Here is a 26,267-nt window from a genome sequence, read left to right as displayed (position 1 = left end):
GAGACCATGACCCAAAGCCAGCACATCATGATCGTCGACGACGAAGCCCCGGCCCGGGAGATGGTCGGCGATTATCTCAAGATGCACGGCTTCACCGTGACGCTGTGCGATGGCGGCAAGTCGCTGCGTGCCGCGATCGACGGCAGCATGCCCGACCTCGTCGTGCTCGATCTCAACATGCCCGAGGAGGATGGTCTCTCGATCATCCGCGACCTCAAGAGCCGCATCAACGTGCCCGTCATCATGCTGACGGCGACCGCGAGCCCGATCGATCGCGTCGTCGGCCTCGAGCTCGGCGCCGACGATTACGTGGCAAAGCCCTGCGAGCTGCGCGAATTGATGGCGCGCATCCGCTCGGTGCTGCGGCGGAGCGTGCCGGCCAAGGCAGCAGCGCCGGAAGCCGCGGCGGCGAAATCCGACAAGGACCAGCTGGTGCGGTTCGGCACCAAATGGCTCGACCTCGAAGCCCAGGCCTTGCGCGACGACGAGGGCAACGAGCATCCGCTGACCGCGTCCGAGTTCGGGCTGTTGAAAGTGTTCGCGGCCAATCCGAAGCGCGTGCTGTCGCGCGAGCGCCTGCTGGAATTGGCCAATGCGCGCGACGCCGAAGCCTTCGACCGCGCCGTGGACCTGCGCATCATGCGCATCCGCCGCAAGATCGAGCCCGACCCGGCCAAGCCGGCCGTGATCCGCACTATCCGCGGCGGCGGCTATCTGTTCTCGCCGCAGGGCGAGAAGGCGTAGAGGGCGGGCGGCGGAGCGCGGTGCCGTAGCCCGGATGGAGCGCAGCGCAATCCGGGGCGCTGTATACGCGGATCGAATTGTCCCGGATTTCGCTGCGCTGCATCCGGGCTACAAGAGCAAGCCGGTGTAGGTTCGCGGAGCGCCATCTGGAACGACATCGGTGGGTACAGCGCGACCGAACGCAATCCCCCCGAATACGTTCCGTGGCGCCCCTGCCCGCCTCCAAACCCCCACCCCGTATTTTCCGTACATTGAAATTCCACGACTTTTTGCTCCGAATGTTTCGTCGCGCCCCCTTCGACGAAACAATTTGGCGGCGCACGAAACCATTTTCCGCTTTTCGTGCAGACGTCCCGAAACGTTGGCTCATTAACACTTTGGTCCAAGGAAACGCCGCTCGGTTGCGGCGCTACGGGGAGCCAAGTCAATGCGGAACGTCATCGCCATCAACGCCCAGGCCAGCCAGAGCATCATTGCCGCTCAGGCGACTTCGGACGACATGCTTCTCGAAAGCATTGCCGGCGGCAACCGGACGTCGATGCATATTCTTTATTGCCGGCACAATGTGCGGGTGTACCGCTTCATCCTGCGTATCGTGCGTGACGCCACCGCGGCGGAAGATCTGGTCAGCCAGGTGTTCCTGGACGTGTGGCGGACCGCCGGCCAGTTTCAGGGCCGCTCGCAGGTCTCGACGTGGCTGCTTTCGATCGCCCGTTTCAAGGCGCTGACCGCGATGCGCCAGCGCCGCTTCGAGGACATCGACCAGGAAGACGTGCGCCAGATTCCCGACGGTGCCGACACGCCGGAGACCTCGCTCGACCGCAGCGACACCAGTGCCATCCTGCGCGCCTGCGTGCAGAAACTGTCGCCCGCGCATCGCGAGATCATCAACCTCGTCTACTACCACGAGAAGTCGGTGGAAGAGGTCGGGCAGATCATCGGCATTCCCCAGAGCACCGTGAAGACGCGGATGTTCTACGCCCGCAAGCAGCTGGCCGAATTGCTTAAGGGCGCCGGCGTCGAGCGTTTCGCCGCCTGAGGTCAACGATTTCAAAGGGATAGGGCTCGATATGGGCCCATCCCAGGACACGGAAGCGTTACCGCCCACGAAACAATTGAAACAAAGCACAACATCAGGCGGAAAAACTTCCCCCCTATAAAGCTCACATACGGTTTCGTTAAACCTCCCAAGACCTCCAGCGACCCGGACGATGCCCCCGTCCGGGTCGTTTTGTATTTGGACCCGGGCTCCGCTCCACTTGCAGCAGCGCACGTCACGAGCGCGTGACGCCGCGTAACGTGCCGCGCATCCAATCCGAACTGCCCTCGTGACCTCCTTCACGAGTGCCCCGATGCTCGAACTGCTCTTCGCTCTCCTCGCCGGCATTCTCACCATCGCCGCGCCATGCACGCTGCCGATGCTGCCGATCCTGCTTGGCGCCTCGATCGGGCGCGCGGGACATTTGCGCCCCGCGATGATCGCGCTCGGCTTCGTCGTCTCGTTCTCGGCGACCGCGCTGCTGTTAGGTGCGATCACGCGGCTGTTCGATTTCGATCCGAACGTGCTGCGCGAGGCGGCCGCGATCCTGCTGCTCGGCTTCGGCCTGCTGATGCTGTGGCCGGCGCCGTTCGAATGGCTGTCGATCCGGCTCAATGGCTGGCTCGATCTCGGCAATTCCGGCGCCACGCAGCGCGAGGGCGCGTTCGGCGGGCTGATCCTCGGCACCACGCTCGGCCTGGTCTGGACGCCCTGCGCCGGCCCGGTGCTCGGCTCGATCCTGACGCTGGTTGCGACCTCGAACAACCTGACCTGGGCCGGCACGCTGCTCCTCGCCTACGCCATTGGTGCGGCGATCCCGATGCTGGCGATCGCCTATGGCGGACAGGCCGCGACCACGCGCGTGCGCAGCATTTCGCGGATCTCGCCGCGCCTGCAACAGGGCTTTGGCATCGTCGTGATCGCTTTCGCGCTCGCCGCCTATTTCCAATACGACACGCTGATCGTGGCGTGGCTCACCGGCTTCTACCCCACCGGCCAGATCGGCCTGTAATCACCGAAGATTTCACCCGGAGGACGCTTCTATGGCTTTCAAACTGCTCGCCGTCTCAGCCGCACTTGTCGGCTTCGCCGTCACCGGCGCCGTCATCCCCGGCGTCTGCGACGAGGTGTCCCGCGCAACGCCTGTCTTCACTGCCCCCGCCGCGCCCATCACCGTCGCCGCCGCGAGCCAGCAGGCGGCGCCCGACTTCACCGGCATCAACAACTGGTTCAACTCCAAGCCGCTGAGCATGGCCGACCTCCGCGGCAAGGTCGTGCTGGTCGACTTCTGGACCTATGGCTGCGTCAACTGCGTCAACACGCTGCCGCATGTCACCGAGCTCTATGCGAAGTACCGGGACAAGGGCCTCGTCGTGGTCGGCGTGCACACGCCCGAATTCCCGTTCGAGCGCTCGGCCTCCAACGTCCAGGCCGCGCTGAAGCGCCACGGCATCACCTATCCGGTGGCGCAGGACAATGATTCCAAGACCTGGAACGCCTACCGCAACCAATATTGGCCGGCGCAATACATCATCGACCAGTCCGGCAAGATCGTGTTCCAGCACGCCGGCGAAGGCCGCTACGACGAGATCGACCGCACCGTGGCGAAGCTGCTCAACGCCAGCAGCTGAGCACGCAGGGACATCGCGGCCGGCTCGGGTCTCGCCCTTGTTGCTTGACTCCATGGACCCGTCCGTGGAGTTTCGCGGGCATCGAAATCAGCCGCCCGCAATGGACGACGCGACCGCCAGCACCGACATTCGCCTTCGTGAAGGTTCCTCGATCGCGCAGCGGCTGATCGTGGCCGGCTGCGCGGCGGCCGTGGCGCTGTGCTTCACGCCGGGCCTGTTCACGCACGACACGCTGGAGATCGTCATCTCAGTGGTCGCGCTGCTGGTGGGAGCGGGATTCGTCGTCGGCATCATGATCGCGCCGGCGGTGGTGTGGATCATCACGGCGAACGAGATCCTGATCGGGCGGCAAAGTCCGTTCGGCAGGCTGCGCACGCGGGTCGTCGCGAAAGACGATATCACGGCGCTACAGGTTCCCGGCAGCAAGCGCGTGAAGGCCCGTTTCCAGCTCGTGTTCACGCTGGCTTCCGGGGAGCGCCTGACCTCCCCGCCGATCTCCGACGTCACCCATGTTCGCGACACCGTGGCCCGGATCGCGGCGCAGTTCGAAGTCCCCAATGTCGAGGATCCCGTTAATCCGCTCGACGCCAGCAATCCCGAGATGCAGCTCGGCGAGCCGCTGGAGACGTTTTCCGCGCGGGACATCCGGATCGTGTCGCTGATCGCCGTCTCGTTGTCCGCCCTGCCCTACGCCTACAAGCTGTGGCGCGGATGGCCGCCGAGCCATGTCGACATCCTGCTGCTGCCGCTCGGCGTGCTCGCCGCATTCGCCGTGCACCGCTACGCCAACCTCGTGACCGGCGCCTTCTGGATCATCCGCGAGAGCGATATCCGTGTCGAACGCCTGTGGGGCGACGGCAGCCCGCGCGCCGACCACATCGCCGGACCCGACGTGAAGACTATCACGGTCGAGCGTCGCGGCCGGTCCGAGGACGAGCATTGCATCGTCGTGATTCGACTGCATTCGGGGCGAAGGTTTCGCAGCCCGCGGATCGGCTCGCGGGTGGAGGCGCGCGCGGTGGGGGCGGAGATCGTGCGGCGGCTGGGGATTGGGGCGGAGAGCAACAAGATCTGACTTTGCCAGTTGGGTCGGATGATATGACCTCGGGCTCGGTCTGCGCCTCTCCCGCTTGCGGGAGAGGTCGGCGCGTCCGGGCGATGCGAAGCATCGTCCCGCGCGCCTCCTCTGGAGGAGTCTCCCTGGAGGCGAAACCCTCTCCCCGGCCCTCCCCCGCAAGCGGGGGCGGGAGCGCAGCACCGTTGCCGCCGCGACCTAAGCTTTTCGCGCCATCCCCTGTTTGTGGCATTGCCCGGCACCGTTAAAAAACCATAGGCATTCTCGTGACATATCAGGGCGGCGCGCCATCAACTTGCCATGAACCTGCCCCTCAGGTTTGATGGATCTGAATGATTTGCGCTGTGGCAGCGGGGAGAGCTTGAGATGACGGATTTTCGTCGCCTGACCGGGATGTTCATGGCTGCGGTGGGGCTCATTCTGTCCGCCCCGCAGGCCTCCGCCCAGCAGCCTGACCGCGGCGACGAGCCCGGCCTGGTCGCTGACGACGCCTACCAGCTCGAGCCGGAATGGCAGAAGCAGGTGGTCTATTTCCGCACCACCGAACCGCCGGGCACGATCATCGTCTCGACCGCCGAGCGTCACCTCTATCTGGTTCAGCCCGGCGGGCGCGCGATCCGCTACGGCATCGGCGTCGGCCGCGACGGCTTCCAATGGCAGGGGCTGGTGACCATCACCAACAAGAAGGAATGGCCGGATTGGACGCCGCCGCCGGAGATGATCCAGCGCCAGCCCTATCTGCCGCGCTTCATGGCCGGCGGCCCCGGCAATCCGCTCGGGGCCCGCGCCATGTATCTGGGCACCACGGTCTACCGCATCCACGGCACCAACCGCCCTGACACGATCGGCACCAAGGTGTCCTCGGGCTGCTTCCGCCTCGTCAACAACGACGTCGCCGATCTCTACGACCGCGTGCCCGTCGGCACCAAGGTCGTCATCCGTCAGAAGCCTGAACTGTAAGGCTGTCGCTGGAGCATGATCCCCGGGGATCATGCTCCGCACCCTCCTCCCAATTCCTTTTCCCGATTTTTCGAGAGAGCAACATGATGCGCAGTTTTCGTGGCGGCCTGCTGATCGGGCTCGCTGTCGCCGTGCTGGTCGCCGTTCTGGCCATCATCTACGAGTTCTACGACACCCGCACGCTGAAGCGCACCGTGCGCCGCGGCGAGGTGCTGTGCGGCGTCAACAAGGGCCTGCCGGGCTTCTCGTACTCCGAGGACAACAAGAACTGGAGCGGCTTCGACGTCGATTTCTGCCGCGCGGTGGCGGCGGCGATCTTCAACGACCCCGGCAAGGCGAAGTTCATCCCGCTCGATGCCAGCGAACGCTTCAAGGAACTGCAGAGCCGCAAGGTGGACATCCTCTCGCGCAACTCGACCTGGAGCATGGCGCGCGAGCTCGATTACGACCTCTACTTCCCCGCGGTCGCCTACTACGACGGCGCCGGCTTCATGCTGCCGCGGTCGCGCAACAAGGAGACGTCGCTGGACCTCGACGGCAGCAAGGTCTGCGTCCAGGCCAACACCACGACGGCGCTCAACGTCGCCGACTACTTCAAGGCCAACAACATGAAGTACGACGAGGTGAAGTTCGACAACCTCGCCGACGTGGTGAAGGCCTACGACACCGGCAAGTGCGACACCTTCTCCGCCGACGTCTCGCAGCTCTACGCGCTCCGGCTGAACCTGACCAAGCCCGGCGACCACATGATCCTGCCGGACATGATCTCCAAGGAGCCGCTCGCCCCCGTGGTGCGCCAGCGCGACGACGACTGGATGATGATCGTGAAGTGGACGCTGTACGCGATGATCAATGCCGAGGAGCTGGGCGTCACCTCGGAGAACATCGACGAGGCGCTGAAGTCGAAGAAGCCGGAAGTGATGCGCCTCGTCGGCACCGAGGGCAATTACGGCGAGCAGCTCGGGCTGACCAAGGACTGGGTCGTCCGCATCATCCGCCACGTCGGCAATTACGGCGAGATGTACGAGCGCAACATCGGCGAGAAGTCCAAGCTGAAGATCCCGCGCGGCATGAACCAGCTCTGGAACGCCGGCGGCGTGCAGTACGCGCCGCCGATGAGGTAAGGTAAAGCGGCTCTCTCTGCTGTCGTCCCGGCGAACGCCGGGACCCATACCGCGTGATCTATCGATCAGCGCAGGTGACAGTACCGCGCGAAGCTCTTTAACTGCGAGCCTTCGCCAAACTACTCCCTGGGATTATGGGTCCCGGCGTTCGCCGGGACGACACCTGGGGTGCGGCACTATCGTGCCCTGGACTGTCGCCTCAATACCCGCGCGACCGCGCCAGCTGCTCGGTGTGGTAGTTCGCATCGCCGAACAGCTCCTCGCAGACCCTGGCGCGCTTCATGAAGAAGCCGATGTCGAACTGGTCGGTCATGCCCATGCCGCCGTGCATCTGCACGCCTTCCTGCACCGCGCGCGTCGCGGTGGTACCGGCGCGCGCCTTGGCGACGGCGACGGCTGAGGTCGCCTTGGCGACATCGGCGTCGAGGGCCTGCAGCGCTTTCATGGTGGCGGCGCGGGTGATCTCGATGTCGACATAGAGCTCGGCGGCGCGGTGCTGCAGGGCCTGGAATTCGCCGATCAGCTTGCCGAACTGCTTTCTGCTCTTGAGGTACTCGACGGTGCGATTGAAGACCTCATCGCTGAGGCCGACCATCTCGGCGGCGACCGCGCCGCGGCCGATGTCCAGCACGCCGTCGAGCAGGCTTGCTGCCTGATCGACCTCGCCGAGCACGCTGTCGGCGTTGACCTCGACATTGGCGAATTCGATCCGCGCCGCATTGTGCGCATCGACCATGATGGTGCGCTCGATCGCAACGCCCTTGGCCTTGGGGTTCACGAGGAACAGGGTCAAGCCGTCACGCTCCCCGGCGGCACCTGCGGTGCGCGCGGCAACGATCACGAGATCGGCGACGTGGCCGTCGACCACCAGCGCCTTGGCGCCGGAAAGCTTGAAGCCGTTGCCGGCGCGTACGGCCTGCAAGCTGGTCTGCAGCGGGCGATGCTTGGCGCCCTCGTCGATCGCCAGCGTCGCGAGCAGCGAGCCGTTCGAAATCTTCGGCAGATATTCCGACTTCTGCGCGGCATTGCCGCCGCGGTTCAGCGCGGAAGCCGCGACCACTGACGTCGCGAGGAAGGGCGACGGCATCAAGGTGCGGCCGATCTCCTCCATCACGACGCCGGCCTCGACATAGCCGAGCCCGCTGCCGCCGAACTCTTCCGGCACCAGCAGGCCGGCAAAGCCCATCTCGGCGAAGGAATGCCACAGTTCTTTCGAGTAGCCGGTGGGATCCTTGCTGTCGCGCAGATGCCGCAGATGCGACACCGGCGCCTTGTCGCTGATCAGCCCGCGCGCGCTGTCGCGGAGCATCGATTGTTCTTCGGTGAGGACGAGGGCCATGGGCGTGTTTCCGATGAGAGATCTTTTTGGTTCGTCATTCCGGGATGCGCCGTAAGGCGCAGGCCCGGAATCCATTTCACAGCAGAGAATGCGGCCTGATGGATTCCGGGCTCGCGACTTCGTCGCGCCCCGGAATGACGGGTGGTGAGAGTGCGGCTCAAGCCCCCGGCAAATCCAGGATACGCTTGGCGACGATGCCGAGCATCACCTCCGTGGTGCCGCCCTCGATCGAGTTCGCCTTGGTGCGCAGCCAGGCGCGCGGACGGGCGCCCTGCCTGGAGCGCTCGCTCTCCCATTCCAGCGCATCGACGCCGCCGGCCGACATCAGGATCTCGTAGCGGCGCTTGTTGAGCTCGGTGCCGTAATATTTCATCGCGGACGAGAATGCCGGATGCGCCTGCCCGGCCTTGGCGAGATCGACCGCGCGCTCGGCGCAGGCGGCGAGCGCGGCTTCATCGACGTCGAAACTGGCAATCTTTCCGCGCAGCATGGCATCGTCGAGCTTGCCCTGCGTATCGGTGCCGACGGAATCCGCCGCGATCTGGCCGAGCGGACGGCCGACGCCGCGCTCGCCCATCCCTGAGATCATCGCACGCTCGTGCTGCAGCAGATATTTGGCGACGTCCCAGCCGCGATTGACGGTGCCGACCACATGCGATTTCGGCACGCGGACGCCGTCGAAGAAGGTCTCGCAGAACGGCGAATAGCCGGAGATCAACAGGATCGGCTTGGTCGTCACGCCCTTCGAGGTCATGTCGAACAGGATGAAGCTGATGCCGTCGTGCTTCTTCGCCGTGGGATCGGTGCGCACCAGGCAGAAGATCCAGTCGGCGTAATTGGCGTAGGAGGTCCAGATCTTCTGACCGGTGATGACGAAGTCGTCGCCGTCGCTCTCGGCGCGGGTCTGCAGCGAGGCGAGATCGGAGCCGGCATTCGGCTCGGAATAGCCCTGGCACCAGCGGATTTCGCCCGCCGCGATTTTAGGTAGATGCTCCCTCTTCTGGGCGTCGTTGCCGTATTTGAGCAAAGCGGGCCCAAGCATCCAGATCCCGAAACTCGACAGCGGCGGACGCGCGCCAATCCTGGCCATCTCGGCACGCAGCACCTTGTGCTCGGCCGCGCTGAGGCCGCCGCCGCCATACTCCTTCGGCCAATCCGGCACGGTCCAGCCCTTGTCGCGCATGCGTTCGAACCAGATGCGCTGCGGCTCGGAGGAGAACTTTGCGTTGCGCCCGCCCCAGAACACATCGGCGTCGGAGGTCGCGGGCTTGCGCATCTCCGGCGGGCAGTTGGCTTCGAGCCAGGCGCGCGTCTCGTTGCGGAATGTTTCGAGCTCGGCGGATTCGGTATCGCTGGTTTTGAGTTCAGACATTGGTCGTTTCCATCAATCGAAATCGGCTTGTTGGGCGCGACTCTGGGCCAAGCCCTCGCGGAATTCAACCACTTCCGCGCGGGCGCATTCGGCTATAGTCGCGTCAACAGAGTGCTTGAAAACATGGAGGAAACGACCATGCGCCTGAAACTTCTTTCGCCTGGCGAAATGAGCGAGAGCCAGCGGCAGACCTATGACGAGTCGATTGCCGGCAAGCGCGGCAAACCGCCGGCGCCGATGATGGCCTGGCTGAACAGTCCCGACATGGCCCGCCACGCGACGCGGCTCGGCGAGGTCTTGCGCTACGACACGATCTTCCCGGCCAAGCTCTCGGAGATCGCGATCCTGGTGACGGCGCGGCACTGGACCGCGCACTACGAATGGTACGCGCACAAGCGCCTCGCGCTCGCGGGCGGCATGGACCCTGCCATCATCGACGCCATTCGCGACCGCCGCACGCCGGACTTCGACGATCCCAAGGGCAAGATGGTCTACGATCTCGCCAAGTCGCTGCATGAGGGCCATGGCGTCGAGAAGGGACTCTACGACGCGGCGGTGACATTGCTCGGCGAGCGCGGCGTCGTCGAGGTGATCGGGCTGTGCGGCTATTACACGATGGTGTCGATGACGCTGAACACGTTCGAGTTCGAGCTGCCCGAGGGCGAGGAGAAGGAGCTGGCTTGATTGCCGATGCTGATGCGCAATTGCGCATCAGGAAACGCTGGGTTTCAGGATAGGCCAATAGCAGTGTCCCGAGGTCCACCCTATGTGGAGTTCATCAACGGAGCATTCACATGTCGCAAAGCCCAGCCGTCGCCGCCGGCACGAAGATCGGCCACGTTCACCTCAAGGTCGCCGATCTCGATCGTGCGCTCGGCTTCTATTGCGGCGTGCTCGGCTTCGAGCTGATGCAGAAGATGGGATCTGGCGCAGCCTTCATCTCGGCCGGCGGCTATCATCACCACATCGGGCTCAACACCTGGGAGAGCAAAGGCGGCTCGCCGCCGCCGCCAGGAACGACGGGGCTCTATCACACCGCCATCCTTTATCCGACGCGCGCAGCGCTGGCGGATGCGCTGCACCGTGTGCTGACGGCGGGCATCGCGCTGGACGGCGCCAGCGACCACGGCGTCAGCGAGGCGCTGTATCTGCGCGACCCGGATCAGAACGGCGTCGAGCTGTATTGGGACAAGCCCAGGGAGCAATGGCCGTTCGGGGCGGACGGCAAGCTGGCGATGTTCACCAAGCGGCTGGATGTGGAGCGGTTGTTGACGGCGCGGGAGGCGTGATGCCGTAGGGCGGATTCGCGGAGCGTAATCCGCCAACTTCGTTCCTCACGCGCTGCAAGGCGGCGGATTACACTCCGCTAATCCGCCCTACGAGACCTGTTTCCTCGGACCATGATCAGCGCGGCGGCCGCCAGCTCCAGCGCGATGCAGAGATAGAATGGCAGCGAATAGCCGCCGGACCAGTCGCGCAAGGCGCCGACCACGCCGGGACCGAACGCGTAGGTGACCTGATTGATCGCGGTGTTCAGGCTGATCAGCACGCCGAATGAGCTGCTGTCGAACTCCTGCTGCACGATCAGCGACGGCAGCGTGATGAGATTGCCGACCGAGAAGCCGAACAATGCGCAAGCCGCGATCAGCACGTAATCATTGTGCAGGTTGATGACGACGAGCAGCGCGGCGGCCTGGCTGAGGAACGACAGCGCGGATGCGAGGCGCTGGTTGAGACGGTCGATCACCAGCGAGAACAGCACGCGGCCGACCACCGCCATCGCGGTCAACACCGCGACCGCGACGGCGGCGCGCTCGCGGCCGATCACGGGATCGAGGAACGAGATCAAATGCACGATGAAGCCGACCTGGGCGAACAACACCAGTGCGAACGCAATCGTCACGGTGAGGAAGCCGACGTCGCGCAGCGCCCAGGCGCGGATCTGCGTCGACGATTGCGGCTTCGCCTTCGTCGCCGCGTGCCAGCCGTGGTGGGCCGGCGGCCGGCCGACCACGAGCAGGATCACCGGCAGCAGCAACACCAGCATGGCGCCGGCCGCGATGTACATCGCACTGGCAAAGCCGACGTGGCCGATCAAGGTCACCAGCAATGGCACGCCGACGATGCCGCCGAAGCTGGCGCCGTTGAGCGCGAGGCTGATCGCCATGCCGCGCTTGTGGTCGAACCACAGGCTGATGGTGTTGGTGATCATGGCAAGGCTGGTGCCGGCCCAGCCGAAGGCGAGCACGGCGTTGGCGAGATAGAGCTGCCAGGGTTCGCGCACCGCGCCGATCGCGACGCCGGCTGCCGCCATTGCCAGCGTGCCGGCGACGAGACAAAGCCGCGGGCCGTATTTGCGCACGGCCTCGCCGACGAACACGACGAGCAGCGCGCCGAACAGGTAGAAAAACGTCGTGCCTGCGGAGATCAGCGTGGTGGGCCAGCCCCGCGCGCGCTGCAGCTCGGCGACATAGACGCTCTGGCCGTAGAAGCCGAGCCCCCAGCCGAAGGTCGCGAGCAGGAAGCAGACGGCGACGATGCGCCAGCCTTCGTAGCGAAGGGAGGATTCGTCGATGCGAGCGTCTTGCCGGGGATTGTCGAGCATTCGCGCTTTTCCTTCGCTGTCCCCACGCCGGGTTCATGATGAGCATCATGTAACGGTGCGGGACCAGAAAATCACTTCGACAGCGATCGAAGCATCAACGCTGCTGACAGCCTCCCGCCAATCAGACCGCGTCCGGGAACTCACCCATCACAGCCTCCAGTCGCGCCCTACGGCGGCGGGCATACGAGACGAGCGAGAGCACGATGAGGCCGAGAACGACCGGCGGGAACACCACCAAATTCACCGCCGACCAGCCGTAATTGGCGAGCAATTGCCCCGAGGAGAACGAGCCGATCGCCATCATGCCGAACACCAGAAAATCGTTGAAGGCCTGAACCTTGTTGCGCTCCTGCGGGCGGTGCGTCTCCAGCACCAGCGCGGAGGCGCCGATGAAGGAGAAATTCCAGCCCACGCCGAGCACGACCAGCGTGGCCCAGAAATGCATCGCGGTGAGGCCCGAGAGGCCGATGCCGGCGGCGCCGGCTTCGAGCAGCAGGCCGGCCGCCACGATCTTCGGGGCACCGAAGCGGGCGATCAGCGCGCCGGTGAAGAAGCTCGGCCCGTACATCGCGACGATGTGCCATTGAATGCCGAAATTGGAATCGGAGACGGACAGGCCGCACATCTTCATGGCGAGCGGCGCCGAGGTCATCACCAGGTTCATCATGGGATAGGAGATGACGCCGCACAGCGCCGCCGCGATGAAGCGCGGCTGCGTCACGATGGCGAACAGCGGCCGGCCGCCATGCAGATCGGCCGGCGCGGGTTTTGGCATATCGACGCCGGCGACGATGCCCATGGCGATCAGCGCCACCGCCGCCTGCACCAGGAAGCTGAAGGCGAACAGATAGGGCTGCCAGACGTCCATGGTCCATTGTACGAGCTGCGGACCGAGCACGCCGGCGAACACGCCACCCGCCATCACCCAGGACACGGCCTTGGGCCGGTAAGCTGCGCTGGCGCCGTCGGCGGCAGCGAAGCGATAGGACTGCGCCACGGAGCCATAGAGGCCGCCGAGGAAGGTCGCGATGCAGAACAGCGCGAACGAGCCGTGCAGGATCGCGAACGAGCCGAGCAGGCCGGTCAGCGTGCCGAGGCCGGTGCCGATGACGAAGGCCACGCGGCGGCCGTAGCGGCGCGAGATCGCGCCGGTCGGCAGCGTGCCGGCTGCGAGCCCGACCACGTACATCGAGATCGGAACGGTCGCGAACGACATGTCAGGCGCGAGCGTGGCGCCGACGATCGCGCCGGTGGCGAAGATCACGGCCGAGTTGGCTCCCGTCAGCGCCTGCGCTGCGGCGAGGCGCACCACATTGGCGCGCACGCGGGCGTCATCGGCGATCTCATGGGTCGAAGTCACGTCCAGCATCGGCTTTTCCGCCCCAAGGGACTTTCGAGGGCTTTGTTGATTCGCGGCACTATGGAGGGGTGAGGGAAGGCCGGCAACCGGCGCAAACGGGCGCAGGCCATGCCTGTGACGCAATCGGTGCGATGATAGCGGAGCGCGCCCTTGACGGCTTGCGCTCGATCAAATCTGATCCGCCGCGATTTTTCGGGAGTTTCGTTCATGATCGTCGACGACAGGCCCACGCTTCAAGCTCCCGACGACGATCCCTGGCTCTGGCTGGAGGAGATCGAAGGCAAGCAGGCGCTGGATTTCGTGGAGCGGCAGAACAGCCTGACGCTGCAGGCGTTCGGCGGGAAGGCCTTCGAGCACGACCGCGACGTTCTCGCGGCGATCTACGATCGCCCGGACAACATTCCCTATGTCGGCCGGCGCGGCGATCATCTCTACAATCTCTGGAAGGACGCCGGCAATCCGCGCGGCCTGTGGCGGCGAACCACGCTGGCCGAATTTCGCAAGCCTACGCCTTCCTGGGAGACCGTGCTCGACATCGACCAGCTCGCCGCGAACGAGGGCGAGGACTGGCTGCTCAGCGGAATCGCCACGATGCCGGGAAGCCCGCGCGTGATGCTGAGCCTGTCGCGCGGCGGCAGCGACGCCGTGGTGTTGCGGGAGTTCGACATGGCCACGAGGAGCTTCGTGGCGGACGGCTTTACGCTGCCCGAGGCGAAGGGCGGCGCCGACTGGGTCGATGCCGACACGCTGCTGCTGGCGAGCGCCCATGGCGAGGGCATGGCGACGACGTCGGGTTACGCGCGGACCGTGCGGCTGTGGCGGCGCGGCCAGCCGGTGGAACAGGCTTCCGTGCTGTTCGAAGCTTCCGTGAACGACATGGCCGCGTATGGCCATATCGACCGCATGACTCCAGAGCGCGCGATCTGGTTCGGCCGGATGCTGGACTTCTTCAACTACAGCGTCTCGATCGGAGACCGGACCGGCCCCGTCTCGAAGCTGGACCTCCCCACCGCCATCGAGCTGCAAGCCCATGGCGACTGGCTCGCGATCAAGCCGCGCGCAGATTGGTCGGTGGCCGGACAGACCCACAAGGCGGACACCGTGCTCGGCATCGCGCTTGCGGACTTGCTGGCGGGCCGCCGCGACTTCGCCGTGCTGTTCGAGCCGGCGCCGCGCCGGGCGGTCCAGGGCTTTTTCTGGGCCGCCGGCAAGCTCGTGCTGTCGATCCTCGACGAGCTCCGCCCGCGCTTCGAGATCTGCACGCCGTCCGCCACCGGCTGGAGCCGCGCGACGCTTCCCGGCCTGCCGCAAATCGGCGTCGTCGATGTCTGGCCGCTCGATCGCGATCCCAGCGAGAGCAATGGCGATCTGCTCGCCAACGTGCAGGACCCGCTGACGCCGCCGTCACTGCTGTTGCTCGAGCGCGGCGTCGCAAGTCCGGTCGTGCTGAAGCAGGCGCCGAAGACATTCACCGCCGATGGGCTCGTGGTGACGCAGCACGAGGCAATCTCCATCGACGGCGAGCGCATTCCCTATGTGCAGACCGGCCCCGCGAAAGAGAGCGGCGATGCGCCGGTCTATATGAGCGCCTATGGCGGCTTCGCGCTCGCGGTGAAGCCGTATTACAATTCCTCGCTCGGCAAGCTGTGGCTGGAGCGCGGCGGCACCATTGTGCAGGCAAACTTGCGCGGCGGCGGCGAGTTCGGCACGCGCTGGCACGACGCCGGACGGCTCGCCGGCAAGAAGCTCTCGCATGACGATTTCGCCGCGGTCGCGGCCGATCTCGTCCGCCGCGGCGTGACGAGCGCGAAGCGCATCGCAGCCCAAGGCGGATCGAACGGCGGCATCCTCATCACCAACATGCTGGTGCGCTATCCCGAGCGCTTCGGCGCGCTGTTCTGCACCATCCCGCTGGTCGACATGCGCCGCTACACCAAGCTGCTCGCGGGCGCGAGCTGGATCGCGGAGTATGGCGATCCCGACAAGCCCGAGGAATGGGAGTGGCTGAAGACCTACTCGGCCTATCACAATGTGAAGGCCGGCCAATCCTATCCGCCGATCCTGATCGCCACCACGCGGCGCGACGACCGCGTCCATCCCGGCCACGCCCGCAAGATGGCGGCGAAGCTCCAGGCGATGGGCTATGAGGCCTGGTTCTACGAGCCGGCCGCCGGCGGCCACGGCTACGGCAAGGACAACAGGGAGCGCGCGGGATTCGAGGTGCTCGGCTATCGGTTCTTGAAGGAGAAGATCGGATGGCGGGACGGCGAGGTGTGACGCCGCTTGATGCGTAACCGCGAGCGGCGGGGTGGTGCACCTCCCGCCCAGCTAGCGCACAAACACCAGCGTCAGATTGTTCGCGGGCATGTCGATGGAGTCAACGAGGCGAAGGCCTACGCCGCGCGCGAGCGCCTCGACGTCGCCGATGTCACGCACGCCCCATTCAGGGTTGCCTTCACGCAAGGAGGTGTCGAACACCGCATTGCTGAGCGCGGTGTGCTTGCCGCCGCGCTTGAAGGGGCCATAGAGGAACAGCTTGCCGTCGCTGCGCAAATATCGGCCCGCGCCGGCGAACAGGCCCTCGGCCACGGCCCAGGGCGCGATGTGAATGACGTTGGCGCAGAACACGGCGGCAAGACTGGTCGGCACTTGCCCGTTCTTCATCTCCGCGCACCAGTCGGGATCGGTGAGATCGATCCGCAACGGGCTGCGGATGTTGGCGAGGCCCGCATAGACGCGCCAGGCCTCGATGCTCCTGAGATGGCGCTGATTGAGGTCGCTCGGCCACCAGATCAGGCCGGGCGTGTGGCGGGCGAAATGGACCACGTGCTGGCCGGTTCCGCTGCCGAGCTCGACCACGTTGCCGGTCATGCCGGTAAGGTGCTGTTCCAGCGCGTCCCAGAGCGGCCCGTGATTGCGATGGAAGGCCGGTGCATCGAGCCGCCCGTCCGGCTCGACCCGCCCGCCGTCCCTGCCAAATTCGACGACATATTCAGCCAAGTGAAGTCCCCAAAATAAGCGAGATAGAAAGTGAGTCCATGTGGGCCAAACGCCCTAGAATAATTTGCTAGTGCCAACCCACTAGATGAACGAACAATCTCATCGGTTGTAATGCGGAGGATATTAACTCCATTTTGCCGCGTGCATAGTCTTGATTGTCAGGCGGTGCCCTTTGTGCTTTGGAACGACTATATTTCCGGTAACGAGATCATCGACATAACGCTCGGGACGATACCTTGACCGCCTTTCCTCGCAAGCTTGCCGTCCTGCTGGCGCTGGCCCTCTCCGCCGGTGCGGCTGGGGCGCGGGCGCAATCTGCCGTCGCCGACGGCCAGAAGCTCGCCTTCGACCGCGGCAAGGGCAATTGCCTGACTTGCCACGCCATCAAAGGCGGCGACCTGCCGGGAACGATCGGGCCGGAACTGAAGGATCTCAAGACCAAGTACCCCGATCGCAACGAGCTCACCGCGATCATCTACGACGAGACCAAGCGCAATCCGCAGACCATGATGCCGCCGTTCGGCCGGAACCGGATTTTGACCGAACAGGAGATCAGCGCGATCGTTGATTTCCTGCAGACGCTGTAGCGGCACGCCAGGAGACCTCTGATGACCACGACCACCGGCCTTCACCCGACGCGGCGCCTGATCCTTCAGGGCGCGGCCTCGGTCGCGCTGATCGGCCTTGGCAATCTGCCGTTCGCTGCCGGCCCGGCGCGCGCCGCGGCCAACGACAAATATCCGGAAGAGGCGTTCAAGCAGAAGAACGAGGCCGACGCGATCAAGGCGCTCTACGGCAAGACCGCCGAGCCTTCCGACAAGGTCAAGCTGGATGCGCCGGAGATTGCCGAGAACGGCGGCGTGGTGCCGGTCTCGGTGACGACGACGCTCGACAAGGTGACCTCGATCTCGTTCCTCGTGGCCGAGAATCCGTTCGCGCTCGCAGCGTCCTACAAATTCGCCGACGGCACCGTTCCGGCCGTTGCCAACCGGCTGAAGATGGCCAAGTCCACCAAACTGGTCGCCATCGTCGAAGCCGACGGCAAGCTCTACAGCGCGGCCAAGGACGTGAAGGTCACCGTCGGCGGCTGCGGCGGCTAGGAGGATCGGTCCGATGGCATCAAGCATTCGCGTGCGCGCAACATCCAATGGCGACATCACCGAGGTGCAGGCGCTGATCCAGCACCCGATGGATACCGGCCTCGTCAAAAATCCCGCCGGCGAGCTGATCCCGGCGCACTACATCCAGCAGCTCAAGTTCGAATGGAACGGCAAGGACGTCTTCGTCGCCGATTGGGGCACTGCGGTCTCCAAGGACCCCTACGTCAAGTTCAGCTTCAAGGGGGCCAAGAAGGGCGACGAGCTCAAGATCTCCTGGACCGACAACAAGGGCGGTTCGGATACCACCACCGCGAAGATCGCGTGATGAAGACCCGCACCTCCCTGCTGCTTGGCTCGCTCAGCGCCGCGCTCGTTGCGTTTGCCCTCACCTCGCCGCGCGTCGTCGCGGCGGACAAGGTCGATCCGGTGGCTGACGCCAAGGCGTTCCAGAACTTCTTCTTCCAGAAGTTTCCTGATGTGAAGCACGAGGATTTCGTCAACGGTCCCTATTCGATGAACGCGGACCTGAAGCGGCAATGGCAGGAGAAGGAGGAATTCCCGCCTTACGAGTTCGCGCTCGATGCCGGCAAGGAGATGTTCTCAACCCCGTTCAAGAACGGCAAGACCTACGCTGACTGCTTCCCAAACGGCGGCATCGGCATCCGCCAGAACTATCCCTATTTCGACGAGAAGGACGGCAAGGTCGTCACGCTCGAGCTCGCGCTCAACCGCTGCCGCGAGGCCAATGGCGAACCGCCCTATTCCTACGTCAAGGACGAGATGGCCTCGCTGACCGCCTATATGGCGTTCACCTCGCGCGGCAAGCCGATGGACATCAAGATCCCCGATGATCCCCGCGCGCTGGAAGCCTTCGAGAACGGCAAGCGCTATTTCTACACGCGGCGCGGCCAGCTGAATTTCTCCTGCGCGAGCTGCCACGTGCAGAGCCCGGGCGAGCGCATCCGCGCCGAGATTCTGGCGCCCGCGCTCGGTATCCTGAACGCGATGCCGATCTACCGCTCCGAATGGAGCGGCATGGGCACAACCAGCCGCCGCTTCGTCACCTGCAACAGCCAGACCCGCGCGGTTCCGCTCGAGCCGCAGTCGGACGAGTATCGCGACGTCGAATATTACCTGTCCTACGTCGCCAACGGCCTGCCAATCTCGGGCCCGGGAGCGCGGCCATGAAGCGGTCACTTCCTCTCGCCATGCTGCTCGCGCTTTGCTTCGCGCCCAATGCGCGCGCGGCAAATGAAGCGGACTACAAGGCGGCCTTTGCCGCCGCGGAAGCCGCATCGAAGGAGGCTACGGGCTTGCGCAATCAGTGGACCGTGACCGTTCAGGCGCTGACGGCGGCCAAGAAGGCGGCGGATGGCGGCGATTTCGACCGCGCCACTGCCGCAGCCAAGGAGGCCGAGGCGCTGGCAAAGGCCTCGATCTTCCAGGCGAACACCGAAAAAGAAGCCTGGAAGGCGATGGAAATCCGCTAAACTGGGTTTCTAACCGGAACAGCCTTGCGACCACTCGAGGGCGCGGAGAATTTTGGGATGGCGATCCGCCGCCGCGATTTCCTGAAGAGCGCAGGCCTTGCCGCCGCATCGCTCAGTCTGCCGCGGCTTGCGCGGGGCACCGAGACCGCGGGCATTTACGACCTCGAGCGGTTCGGCAACGCGCGGATCCTGCACATCACCGACACGCATGCGCAGCTCAACCCGGTCTATTTCCGCGAGCCCAGCATCAATATCGGCATCGGCGAGATGGCCGGACGCCCTCCGCATCTGGTCGGCCGCGCCTTCCTGGATCGGTTCGGCATCCGCCCCGACAGCGCCGATGCCTATGCCTTCACCTGCGTCGAGTTCGAGAAGTCCGCAGGCCGCTTCGGCAAGCTCGGCGGCTTCGCCCATCTGAAGACGCTGATCGACCGCTTGCGGGCCGACGTCGGCGAGAGACGGTCGTTGCTCCTCGACGGCGGCGACCTCTGGCAGGGCACCGGGCTTGCCAATGTCATGCAGGGCCGCGACATGGTCGAGGTCGCCAATCTGCTCGGCATCGAGGCGATGACCGGACATTGGGAATTCACCTATGGCGAGCAGGTGCTGCGCGACAATCTCGAGCGCTTCAAGGGCGAGTTCCTGGCGCAGAACGTCTTCCTGACCGAAGAGGCCGCGTTCAACGATGCCCCCGCCTTCGACAAGGCCAGTGGGCGCGTGTTCAAGCCGTCTGTCATCAAGGAGATCGGCGGCCATCGGGTCGCGATCGTCGGCCAGGCCTTCCCTTACGTGCCGATCGCGCATCCCAAGCGGTTCACGCCGGACTGGAGCTTCGGCATCCGCGAGGAGGAGTTGCAGAAGCATGTCGATGCCTTGCGCGGCACCGACAAGGTCGATGCGGTCATTCTGCTCTCGCACAACGGCATGGATGTCGACCTCAAGCTCGCAAGCCGCGTCACCGGCATCGACGTCATCCTCGGCGGCCACACCCATGATGCCGTGCCGCAGCCGATGCCAGTGAAGAACGCCGCCGGCACCACGCTCGTCACCAATGCCGGCTCCAACGGAAAATTCCTTGCCGTGCTGGATCTCGCCATCGACAAGGGCAAGGTCGGCGACGTCCGGTATCATCTGCTGCCGGTTTATTCCGAGCTGCTGAAGCCCGATCCAGCCATGGCCGAGTTGATCGGCCGGGTGCGCGCGCCGCATGTGACCGACTGGTCGGAAAAGATCGCAACGCCCGACCGCCTGCTCTATCGGCGCGGCAATTTCTCCGGACCGGTCGACGAGCTGATCTGCACCGCGCTCCGCACCGAGCTCGATACCGAGATCGCGCTGTCGCCGGGATTCCGCTGGGGCGTCACCGCACTGTCCGGCCAGGGGCTGACCATGGAGGATTTGCTCGCGGAGACCGCGATCACCTATCCCGAGACCTATGTGCAGGAGATGACGGGCGCGCAGATCAAGGACGTGCTGGAAGACATCTGCGACAACCTCTTCAACGCCGATCCCTATTACCAGCAGGGCGGCGACATGGTGCGCGCCGGCGGGCTCAGCTACAGCTGCACGCCCAATGCTGCGACCGGCAGCCGCATCTCGGAGCTGAAGCTTCATAATGGCAAGGCGCTCAGCGCCAGCCACCGCTACAAGGTCGCGGGCTGGGCTTCGGTCAACAGCCAGCAGGGCGCGCCGGTGTGGGACGTCGTCGGCAAATATCTGCGCTCTGGCCGGATGTTTCAGGAGCGGCTCGGCTCCGGCGTCACGCTGAAGGGCGTCGACGGCAATCCGGGCATCGCGGGACAGGGATGAAGCGGGCGCAGATCCTGACCGCGCTGGCGCTGCTCGCCTTCGCCGCGCTTCCGCCGGCCTCGGCAGAGCAGGTGCCGCTGCAAGACAAGCCGTTCGCCGAGCACAGGATCGTGCTGCAACTCTCCGACGGGGATGCGCGGAAGCAGGCGCTGGTGCTGAGCGTCGCCAACAACCTCCTGAAGGCCTACGACCCCGACAAGATCGCGATCGAGGTGGTGACGTTCGGCCCCGGCATCGATCTCCTGTTGTCCGGCAGCGAGCGCCGCAAGCAGGTCGAAAGCCTGATCGCGCAAGGCGTTCGCTTCGACATCTGCCTCAACACGGTGGACACGATCGAGCGGGAGACCGGCAAGCGGCCGGAGTTCATCCCCGCGGCGACGCCGGTGCAGGTGGGCGTCGGGCAGATCCTGTTCCTGGCGGAGAACGGGTACACGCTGGTGCGGCCCTGACGGGCACCGCGGTCTAGCGCCGCAATCCCTGTCGTCCCTGCCTAGTGCGCAATTGCGCACGGGGCGCAGGGACCCATACCGCGTGATCTATCGATCGCGGCGGCAGGAGTACCGAACGACTAATCGTCGCCAAACTACTCCCTGGGGTTATGGGTCCCTGCGCCCCGTGCGCAATTGCGCACTCGGCAGGGACGACACCGAATTTGTCGGGCAAGTATCGCGCCCATCTGCAGGTCATTCCGCACAGCAAAAATCTTCCAAATCTCGTGATCTTATCAGTGAATTGCTTCTCTTTCCGGGGCCCGGCGTAGTAGAATCCTCGAAATCAGTTCCACTGCCGGACTTCCTGCCATGATCTTTCGCCAACTCTTCGACAGCGTTTCGGGGACCTACAGCTATCTGCTCGCCAGCCGCGCCGGCGGCGAAGCGCTAATTCTTGATCCCGTGCTGGAGAAGGTCGATCGCTACTGCCAATTGCTGCGCGAGCTCGACCTCAAGCTGGTCAAGGCGGTCGACACCCATCTGCATGCCGACCACGTCACCGGCCTCGGTGAGCTGCGCGACCGCACCCATTGCATGACCGTGATGGGCGACCAGACCAAGGCCGACGTCGTGGCGATGCGGGTCGCCGACGGCGACAAGGTGACGATCGAGGGGCTGTCGCTCGACGTGATGTACACGCCCGGCCACACCGACGATTCCTATTCCTATCTGATGGGTGATCGCGTCTTCACCGGCGACACGCTGCTGATCCGCGGCACCGGCCGCACCGATTTCCAGAACGGCTCGTCGCGCGCCCAGTATGATTCGATCTTCAACCGGCTCTTGAAGCTGCCGGAGGAGACGATGGTGTTCCCCGCGCACGACTACAAGGGCGACACCGTCTCCACCATCGGCGAGGAGAAGCGCTACAACCCGCGCCTCCAGGTGCGCTCGGTCGACGAATATATCGAGCTGATGGCGAACCTGAAGCTGCCCAACCCGAAGATGATGGACGTGGCGGTGCCCGCCAACATGCATGTCGGCCTGCACCAGGAGGAGTTGGAGAAGGAAGGCCGCGCGCTCAGCGCCGTCGAGGCGATCCGCGCGCTCGGCCGGCCCGACATGCTGCTGGTCGATCTGCGCGAGGCCAACGAACGCGCCAAGCACGGCATGCTCGAAGGCGCGCTGCACACGCCCTATCCCTCCGTCGAGGAGAGCCTCAAGCCCGGCGGCATGCTGCGCGAGGTCGCGGCCGCCACCGGCCGCCGCATCGTGTTCTTCTGCGCCTTTGGCGAGCGCTCGGCGATGGCCGTGGCCGCCGCCAAGGCGGCCGGCCTCTCCAACACGGCGCACATCGCCGGCGGCGTGGATGCCTGGAAGAAGGCCGGCGGGCCGCTGGTGCACTGACGGCCGCTAGCCATTCTCGGGGCGGTTCTTGCGCTAGGTCAGGGACCGCTCATATTTCGGGAGTAGGATCGGGTGCAGCATCACCATCCGGAACCAGCCATGACCAAGTTCTGCAAACCGAGCGAACCGCCCAAAGCCGCCGACAAGAAGCCGGCGGACAACAAGGCGAAGACACCCCCGCCGCCTCTCGATGACGACGATTACGAGGACGGCGACATCGCCACGCCCAAACGCGACCGCTACGGGGTGGACGACGAGCCGTTGTGAGGGTTCGCGCCTGATTTGGAGACCGCTGTCCGGTACTGTGACCGATCACAATCGAGACATCACGCGGTATGGGTCCCTGAGTTCGCAGGGACGACTGATGGGATGAGGCTCTGCTTCCCCACCCGCGCTACCTGCCATGCGCCTGCGTTCATGGACAAATAACCGCTCTCCCCGATAGTTTCCGCGCTCCAAGGGAGTGAAACGGAACTGCAATGGTCGACGTTCTCGCCGCACCGCAGCATGGCAAGGCGGACAGCGCGCTGCGCACGCTGACGGGAATCTCGATCGCGCATTGGGTCAGCCATTTTCATCTGCTGGTCCTGCCGATGCTGTTCCCGTTCCTCAAGGCGCAGCTCGGGGTCGGCTATATCGAGCTCGGCTTCGCGCTCACCGTGTTCGCGGTGGTGTCGGGATTGACCCAGGCGCCGACCGGCTATCTCGTCGATCATTTTGGCGCGCGTAAAATCCTGCTCGCCGGGCTCGCGCTCGGCGGCTGCGCACTGATCCTGCTCGGCCTGCACCTCAGTTACGCCTCGCTGATCGCCTGCGCCGTGCTGCTGGGCCTTGCCAACAGCGTCTATCATCCCGCCGACTACGCGATCCTGGCCGAGCATATGGACGAGGCGCGGATGGGCCGCGCCTTCTCGATCCACACCTTCGCCGGATTTCTAGGCGGCGCGGTGGCGCCGGCAATCGTGGCGGCGTTCGTCACCGTGTCCGGCGGCGTCGGCGCGCTGATCGCATCGGGTGCGATCGGCATTCTGGTGGCGCTGCTGCTGCTCGCCATGAACATTCCCGACGCCGGCGCCAGCAGGAAGAAGCCGGGCGCGGCGACCACGCCGAAGCAGGCCGTCATCACCCCGGCATTGATCACGCTGACGGCGCTGTTCATGCTGCTCAGCCTGTCGGTCGCGGGCATCAACAATTTCGGCGTCGTCGCGCTGATGAGCGGTTACGGCACGTCCTATTCGGCGGCCAACGTCATGCTGACGGCATTCCTCGGCGCCAGCGCCGCCGGCGTGCTCGCCGGCGGTTTCCTCGCCGATCACACCGAACGCCACGGCTATGTCGCGGCGGCCTGCTTTGCCGTCAACGCGGCGATCGTGCTGCTGATCGCGCTGGTGACGCTGCCGGGCTGGCTTCTGACTTCCGCGATGACCGTGGCGGGCTTCCTCTCCGGCGTGATCGCTCCCTCGCGCGACATGCTGGTGCGCAACGCAGCTCCTCCCGGCGCAGCAGGCCGCGCCTTCGGCATCGTCTCCACCGGCTTCAATCTCGGCGGCATCGTCTCACCGCTGCTGTTCGGCTGGATCATGGACCAGAACGCGCCGCACTGGGTGTTCGGCGCGTCGGTGGTGTTCATGGTCGCGACGGTGGTGCTGTCGCCGTTCACGGAGCGGAAGCGGGAAGCTTGAGCGGTCGGTCTCGCCACGAATTCAGCTGTCGTCCCTGCGAACGCAGGGACCCATAACCACAGGGAGAGGTTGAAGCGCGAGACTAGTCACTCCGAGTCTTCGCCAAACATCTCCCTGGGGTTATGGGTCCCGGATCTGCGCTTCGCTTGTCCGGGACGACGGCTGAGAGAGTTGCGCAGAACAAACAACAAAACAAACCGGGAAGAGACACCATGAGCACCCCTGATCTCGTCATCCGCGGCGGCACTGTCGCGGATGGAAACGGCGGCGAGCTGTTCGAGGCCGATGTCGCCATCACCAGCGGCAGGATCAGCGAGGTCGGCAAGGTCGCCGCGAAGGGACGCGAAGAGATCGATGCGCGCGGCAAGCTAGTGACGCCGGGCTTCGTCGACGTGCACACCCATTACGACGGCCAGGTGACCTGGAGCCAGGACATCACGCCGTCCTCGCAGAACGGCGTCACCACCGCGATCATGGGCAATTGCGGCGTCGGCTTTGCGCCGTGCAAGCCCGCCGACCACACTCGCCTGATCCAGCTGATGGAAGGCGTCGAGGACATTCCCGAGCCGGTGCTGAGCGCCGGCATTCCCTGGGCCTGGGAGAGCTTTCCGGACTACATGGACTGGCTGGCCAAGCGCGATTTCGACATCGACGTTGGCGCGCAGCTGCCGCATGCGGCGCTGCGGGTCTATGTCATGGGCGAGCGCGGTGCGCGCCGCGATCCCTCGACCGCCGAGGACAACGCAGCGATGGCCAAGCTCGCGGGCGAAGCGGTGCGCTCCGGCGCGCTCGGCTTCTCGACCTCGCGCACGCTCAACCACCGCACCTCGACGGGCGATTTCACGCCTACGCTGAAAGCCGGCGAGGACGAGCTCACCGCGATTGCGGGCGCGATGCACCGGCAGGGCCGCAGCGTGCTGCAATTCGTGCTCGATCTCTCCACCATCCACGAAGACCTGCCGATGATGCTGCGGGTCGCGGATGCTACTCGCTGCCCGATCTCGTTCTCGATCACGCAGAACGACAAATCGCCCAACCGCTGGCGCCAGACGCTGGACGAGATCAATGCGGCGGCACAGCGCGGCCTCTCCATCACCGCGCAGATCGCGGCGCGTCCGGTCGGACTCCTGCTCGGGCTCGAGCTGTCACGCAATCCATTCCAGACCCATCCGAGCTACAGGGCGATCGCGCATCTGCCGCTGGGGGAGCGGCTGGCGCGGCTGCATCAACCGGAAGTGCGCAAGGCGATCCTGAGCGAGACGGCGACCGCGACCGACGATCCGCTGTTCTTCCGGCCCAACTACGACAAGATGTTCCTGCTCGGCGATCCCCCCGATTACGAGCAGCCGCCGGAGAATGCGCTGGGGCCGCAGGCGCGCAGGCAGGGCCGCCAGCCGGAAGAGCTCGCCTATGACGCGATGCTGTCGGACGAGGGCCGCGGCATGCTCTATGTGCCGTTCCTGAATTACGCAGACGGCAATCTCGACGCGACGCGCGAGATGTTGATCGACCCGCAATCGGTGCCGGGCCTGTCCGACGGCGGCGCGCATTGCGGCATCATCTGCGATGCGAGCTTCCCGACCTATCTCCTGACGCACTGGACGCGCGACCGCACGCGCGGCGAGAAGCTGTCGATCCCGTTCGTGGTCGCGGCGCAGTCGCGCAAGACCGCGCTCTCGGTCGGCCTCACCGACCGCGGGCTGATCGCGCCGGGCTACAAGGCCGACGTCAACGTGATCGACTATGACCGGCTGCACCTGCATCCGCCCAAGGTGCACTACGATCTGCCGGTCGGCGGGCGGCGGTTATTGCAGGATGTCGACGGCTATGACGCCACGATCGTCTCGGGCGTGGTGACGCGGCGGCAGGGCGAGGCGACGGGCCTCCGGCCGGGGAAGCTGATTCGGGGGGCGCAGGGAGTGAACTAGGCCGGGGTGAGAGGCGCGAAAGCGTATCAACAATCTCGCTGTCGTCCCTGCGAACGCAGGGACCCATAACCACAGGAAGACGTGTGGCGGAGGATGGCAACTCGGTACTGCGATCTATCATAACCGAGAGATCACGCGGTATGGGTCCCTGCGTTCGCAGGGACGACAGCG

26 protein-coding genes are annotated in these 26,267 nt (G+C 65.2%); 21 read left to right on the top strand and 5 right to left on the bottom strand.

All coding sequences use genetic code 11. The features are described 5' to 3' along the window. The first annotated feature begins 6 nt into the window (after positions 1-6). From SE92_RS25395 to SE92_RS25365, 7 genes are all read left to right on the top strand, one after another. Positions 7-744, top strand: a complete 738-nt coding sequence (locus SE92_RS25395) for a response regulator (protein WP_063199507.1) — start codon at positions 7-9, stop codon at positions 742-744. 427 nt (positions 745-1,171) lie between these two features. Continuing rightward, positions 1,172-1,783 carry a sigma-70 family RNA polymerase sigma factor gene (locus tag SE92_RS25390; RefSeq protein WP_063199504.1) on the top strand — a complete coding sequence of 204 codons (612 nt, stop codon included), beginning with the start codon at positions 1,172-1,174 and terminating at the stop codon, positions 1,781-1,783. A 313-nt stretch (positions 1,784-2,096) separates the two neighbouring features. After that, positions 2,097-2,795 (top strand): cytochrome c biogenesis CcdA family protein, encoded by a 699-nt coding sequence (locus SE92_RS25385; RefSeq protein ID WP_063199501.1) that lies wholly within the window; start codon positions 2,097-2,099, stop codon positions 2,793-2,795. A gap of 31 nt (positions 2,796-2,826) precedes the next feature. Next, on the top strand, positions 2,827-3,414 hold the full coding sequence (locus SE92_RS25380; protein WP_063199497.1) for a thioredoxin family protein: 588 nt from the start codon (positions 2,827-2,829) through the stop codon (positions 3,412-3,414). 100 nt (positions 3,415-3,514) lie between these two features. After that, positions 3,515-4,489 carry a hypothetical protein gene (locus tag SE92_RS25375; protein ID WP_063199494.1) on the top strand — a complete coding sequence of 325 codons (975 nt, stop codon included), beginning with the start codon at positions 3,515-3,517 and terminating at the stop codon, positions 4,487-4,489. A gap of 366 nt (positions 4,490-4,855) precedes the next feature. Continuing rightward, on the top strand, positions 4,856-5,449 hold the full coding sequence (locus SE92_RS25370; protein WP_063199491.1) for a L,D-transpeptidase: 594 nt from the start codon (positions 4,856-4,858) through the stop codon (positions 5,447-5,449). Between the two features lie 86 nt (positions 5,450-5,535). Beyond that, positions 5,536-6,573, top strand: coding sequence for an amino acid ABC transporter substrate-binding protein (locus SE92_RS25365; protein WP_063203751.1), 1,038 nt, complete (start codon positions 5,536-5,538; stop codon positions 6,571-6,573). Between the two features lie 199 nt (positions 6,574-6,772). On the opposite strand, the gene SE92_RS25360 is transcribed toward SE92_RS25365, so the two are convergent. Both SE92_RS25360 and SE92_RS25355 read right to left on the bottom strand, forming a co-directional pair. Further along, complete coding sequence (locus tag SE92_RS25360; RefSeq protein ID WP_063199488.1) at positions 6,773-7,912, bottom strand: acyl-CoA dehydrogenase family protein; 1,140 nt, start codon at positions 7,910-7,912, stop codon at positions 6,773-6,775. Between the two features lie 157 nt (positions 7,913-8,069). Then, positions 8,070-9,284 (bottom strand): acyl-CoA dehydrogenase family protein, encoded by a 1,215-nt coding sequence (locus SE92_RS25355; RefSeq protein ID WP_063199485.1) that lies wholly within the window; start codon positions 9,282-9,284, stop codon positions 8,070-8,072. A 138-nt stretch (positions 9,285-9,422) separates the two neighbouring features. Between SE92_RS25355 and SE92_RS25350 the strand changes: the two genes are divergently transcribed. Both SE92_RS25350 and SE92_RS25345 read left to right on the top strand, forming a co-directional pair. Then, positions 9,423-9,968 (top strand): carboxymuconolactone decarboxylase family protein, encoded by a 546-nt coding sequence (locus tag SE92_RS25350; protein WP_063203750.1) that lies wholly within the window; start codon positions 9,423-9,425, stop codon positions 9,966-9,968. 110 nt (positions 9,969-10,078) lie between these two features. Continuing rightward, a complete protein-coding gene (locus SE92_RS25345) occupies positions 10,079-10,573 on the top strand; it encodes a VOC family protein (RefSeq protein ID WP_063199482.1) in 495 nt (164 codons plus the stop codon). A gap of 77 nt (positions 10,574-10,650) precedes the next feature. On the opposite strand, the gene SE92_RS25340 is transcribed toward SE92_RS25345, so the two are convergent. Then, positions 10,651-11,889, bottom strand: coding sequence for an MFS transporter (locus SE92_RS25340; RefSeq protein WP_063199479.1), 1,239 nt, complete (start codon positions 11,887-11,889; stop codon positions 10,651-10,653). A 121-nt stretch (positions 11,890-12,010) separates the two neighbouring features. Beyond that, on the bottom strand, positions 12,011-13,258 hold the full coding sequence (locus SE92_RS25335; RefSeq protein ID WP_063199476.1) for an MFS transporter: 1,248 nt from the start codon (positions 13,256-13,258) through the stop codon (positions 12,011-12,013). Between the two features lie 198 nt (positions 13,259-13,456). On the opposite strand from SE92_RS25335, the gene SE92_RS25330 reads away from it, so the two are divergent. Next, the gene (locus tag SE92_RS25330; RefSeq protein WP_063199473.1) at positions 13,457-15,526 is read left to right on the top strand and encodes a prolyl oligopeptidase family serine peptidase; all 2,070 of its coding nucleotides are present in this window, start codon (positions 13,457-13,459) and stop codon (positions 15,524-15,526) included. Positions 15,527-15,577: 51 nt separating this feature from the next. Here SE92_RS25330 and SE92_RS25325 read toward each other — a convergent pair whose 3' ends face one another. Continuing rightward, positions 15,578-16,249, bottom strand: a complete 672-nt coding sequence (locus SE92_RS25325; RefSeq protein ID WP_063199470.1) for a DUF938 domain-containing protein — start codon at positions 16,247-16,249, stop codon at positions 15,578-15,580. A 236-nt stretch (positions 16,250-16,485) separates the two neighbouring features. Here SE92_RS25325 and soxX point away from each other — a divergent pair, with 236 nt between their 5' ends. The 11 genes from soxX (at position 16,486) to SE92_RS25275 (ending at position 26,096) form a co-directional block, all read left to right on the top strand. Continuing rightward, a complete protein-coding gene (gene soxX, locus SE92_RS25320; RefSeq protein ID WP_063199467.1) occupies positions 16,486-16,836 on the top strand; it encodes a sulfur oxidation c-type cytochrome SoxX in 351 nt (116 codons plus the stop codon). A gap of 21 nt (positions 16,837-16,857) precedes the next feature. Continuing rightward, positions 16,858-17,349 (top strand): thiosulfate oxidation carrier protein SoxY, encoded by a 492-nt coding sequence (soxY, locus tag SE92_RS25315; protein WP_063199464.1) that lies wholly within the window; start codon positions 16,858-16,860, stop codon positions 17,347-17,349. A 13-nt stretch (positions 17,350-17,362) separates the two neighbouring features. After that, the gene (gene soxZ / locus SE92_RS25310; protein WP_063199461.1) at positions 17,363-17,674 is read left to right on the top strand and encodes a thiosulfate oxidation carrier complex protein SoxZ; all 312 of its coding nucleotides are present in this window, start codon (positions 17,363-17,365) and stop codon (positions 17,672-17,674) included. Then, positions 17,674-18,537 carry a sulfur oxidation c-type cytochrome SoxA gene (gene soxA / locus SE92_RS25305; protein WP_063199458.1) on the top strand — a complete coding sequence of 288 codons (864 nt, stop codon included), beginning with the start codon at positions 17,674-17,676 and terminating at the stop codon, positions 18,535-18,537. The genes soxZ and soxA overlap by 1 nt, the downstream gene beginning before the upstream one ends. Beyond that, the gene (locus SE92_RS25300; protein ID WP_063199455.1) at positions 18,534-18,839 is read left to right on the top strand and encodes a hypothetical protein; all 306 of its coding nucleotides are present in this window, start codon (positions 18,534-18,536) and stop codon (positions 18,837-18,839) included. The genes soxA and SE92_RS25300 overlap by 4 nt, the downstream gene beginning before the upstream one ends. A 57-nt stretch (positions 18,840-18,896) precedes the next feature. Beyond that, complete coding sequence (soxB, locus tag SE92_RS25295) at positions 18,897-20,648, top strand: thiosulfohydrolase SoxB (protein WP_063199452.1); 1,752 nt, start codon at positions 18,897-18,899, stop codon at positions 20,646-20,648. Then, positions 20,645-21,097, top strand: coding sequence for a DsrE family protein (locus tag SE92_RS25290; RefSeq protein ID WP_063199449.1), 453 nt, complete (start codon positions 20,645-20,647; stop codon positions 21,095-21,097). The genes soxB and SE92_RS25290 overlap by 4 nt, the downstream gene beginning before the upstream one ends. 351 nt (positions 21,098-21,448) lie before the next feature. Then, the gene (locus tag SE92_RS25285) at positions 21,449-22,486 is read left to right on the top strand and encodes an MBL fold metallo-hydrolase (protein WP_063199446.1); all 1,038 of its coding nucleotides are present in this window, start codon (positions 21,449-21,451) and stop codon (positions 22,484-22,486) included. Between the two features lie 99 nt (positions 22,487-22,585). Next, positions 22,586-22,753, top strand: coding sequence for a hypothetical protein (locus tag SE92_RS36800; RefSeq protein ID WP_198172781.1), 168 nt, complete (start codon positions 22,586-22,588; stop codon positions 22,751-22,753). 212 nt (positions 22,754-22,965) lie between these two features. After that, positions 22,966-24,168: an MFS transporter gene (locus SE92_RS25280; RefSeq protein ID WP_063199443.1), complete on the top strand. Its 1,203-nt coding sequence runs from the start codon at positions 22,966-22,968 to the stop codon at positions 24,166-24,168. Positions 24,169-24,380: 212 nt separating this feature from the next. Further along, the gene (locus SE92_RS25275; protein ID WP_063199440.1) at positions 24,381-26,096 is read left to right on the top strand and encodes an N-acyl-D-amino-acid deacylase family protein; all 1,716 of its coding nucleotides are present in this window, start codon (positions 24,381-24,383) and stop codon (positions 26,094-26,096) included. The last annotated feature ends 171 nt before the right edge of the window (positions 26,097-26,267 follow it).

The organism is Bradyrhizobium sp. AT1 (genome assembly GCF_001590795.1).
Taxonomy (GTDB): domain Bacteria; phylum Pseudomonadota; class Alphaproteobacteria; order Rhizobiales; family Xanthobacteraceae; genus Bradyrhizobium.
The sequence above is the reverse complement of the archived record's forward strand: the minus strand, read 5'-3'. Positions and strand labels throughout refer to the sequence as shown.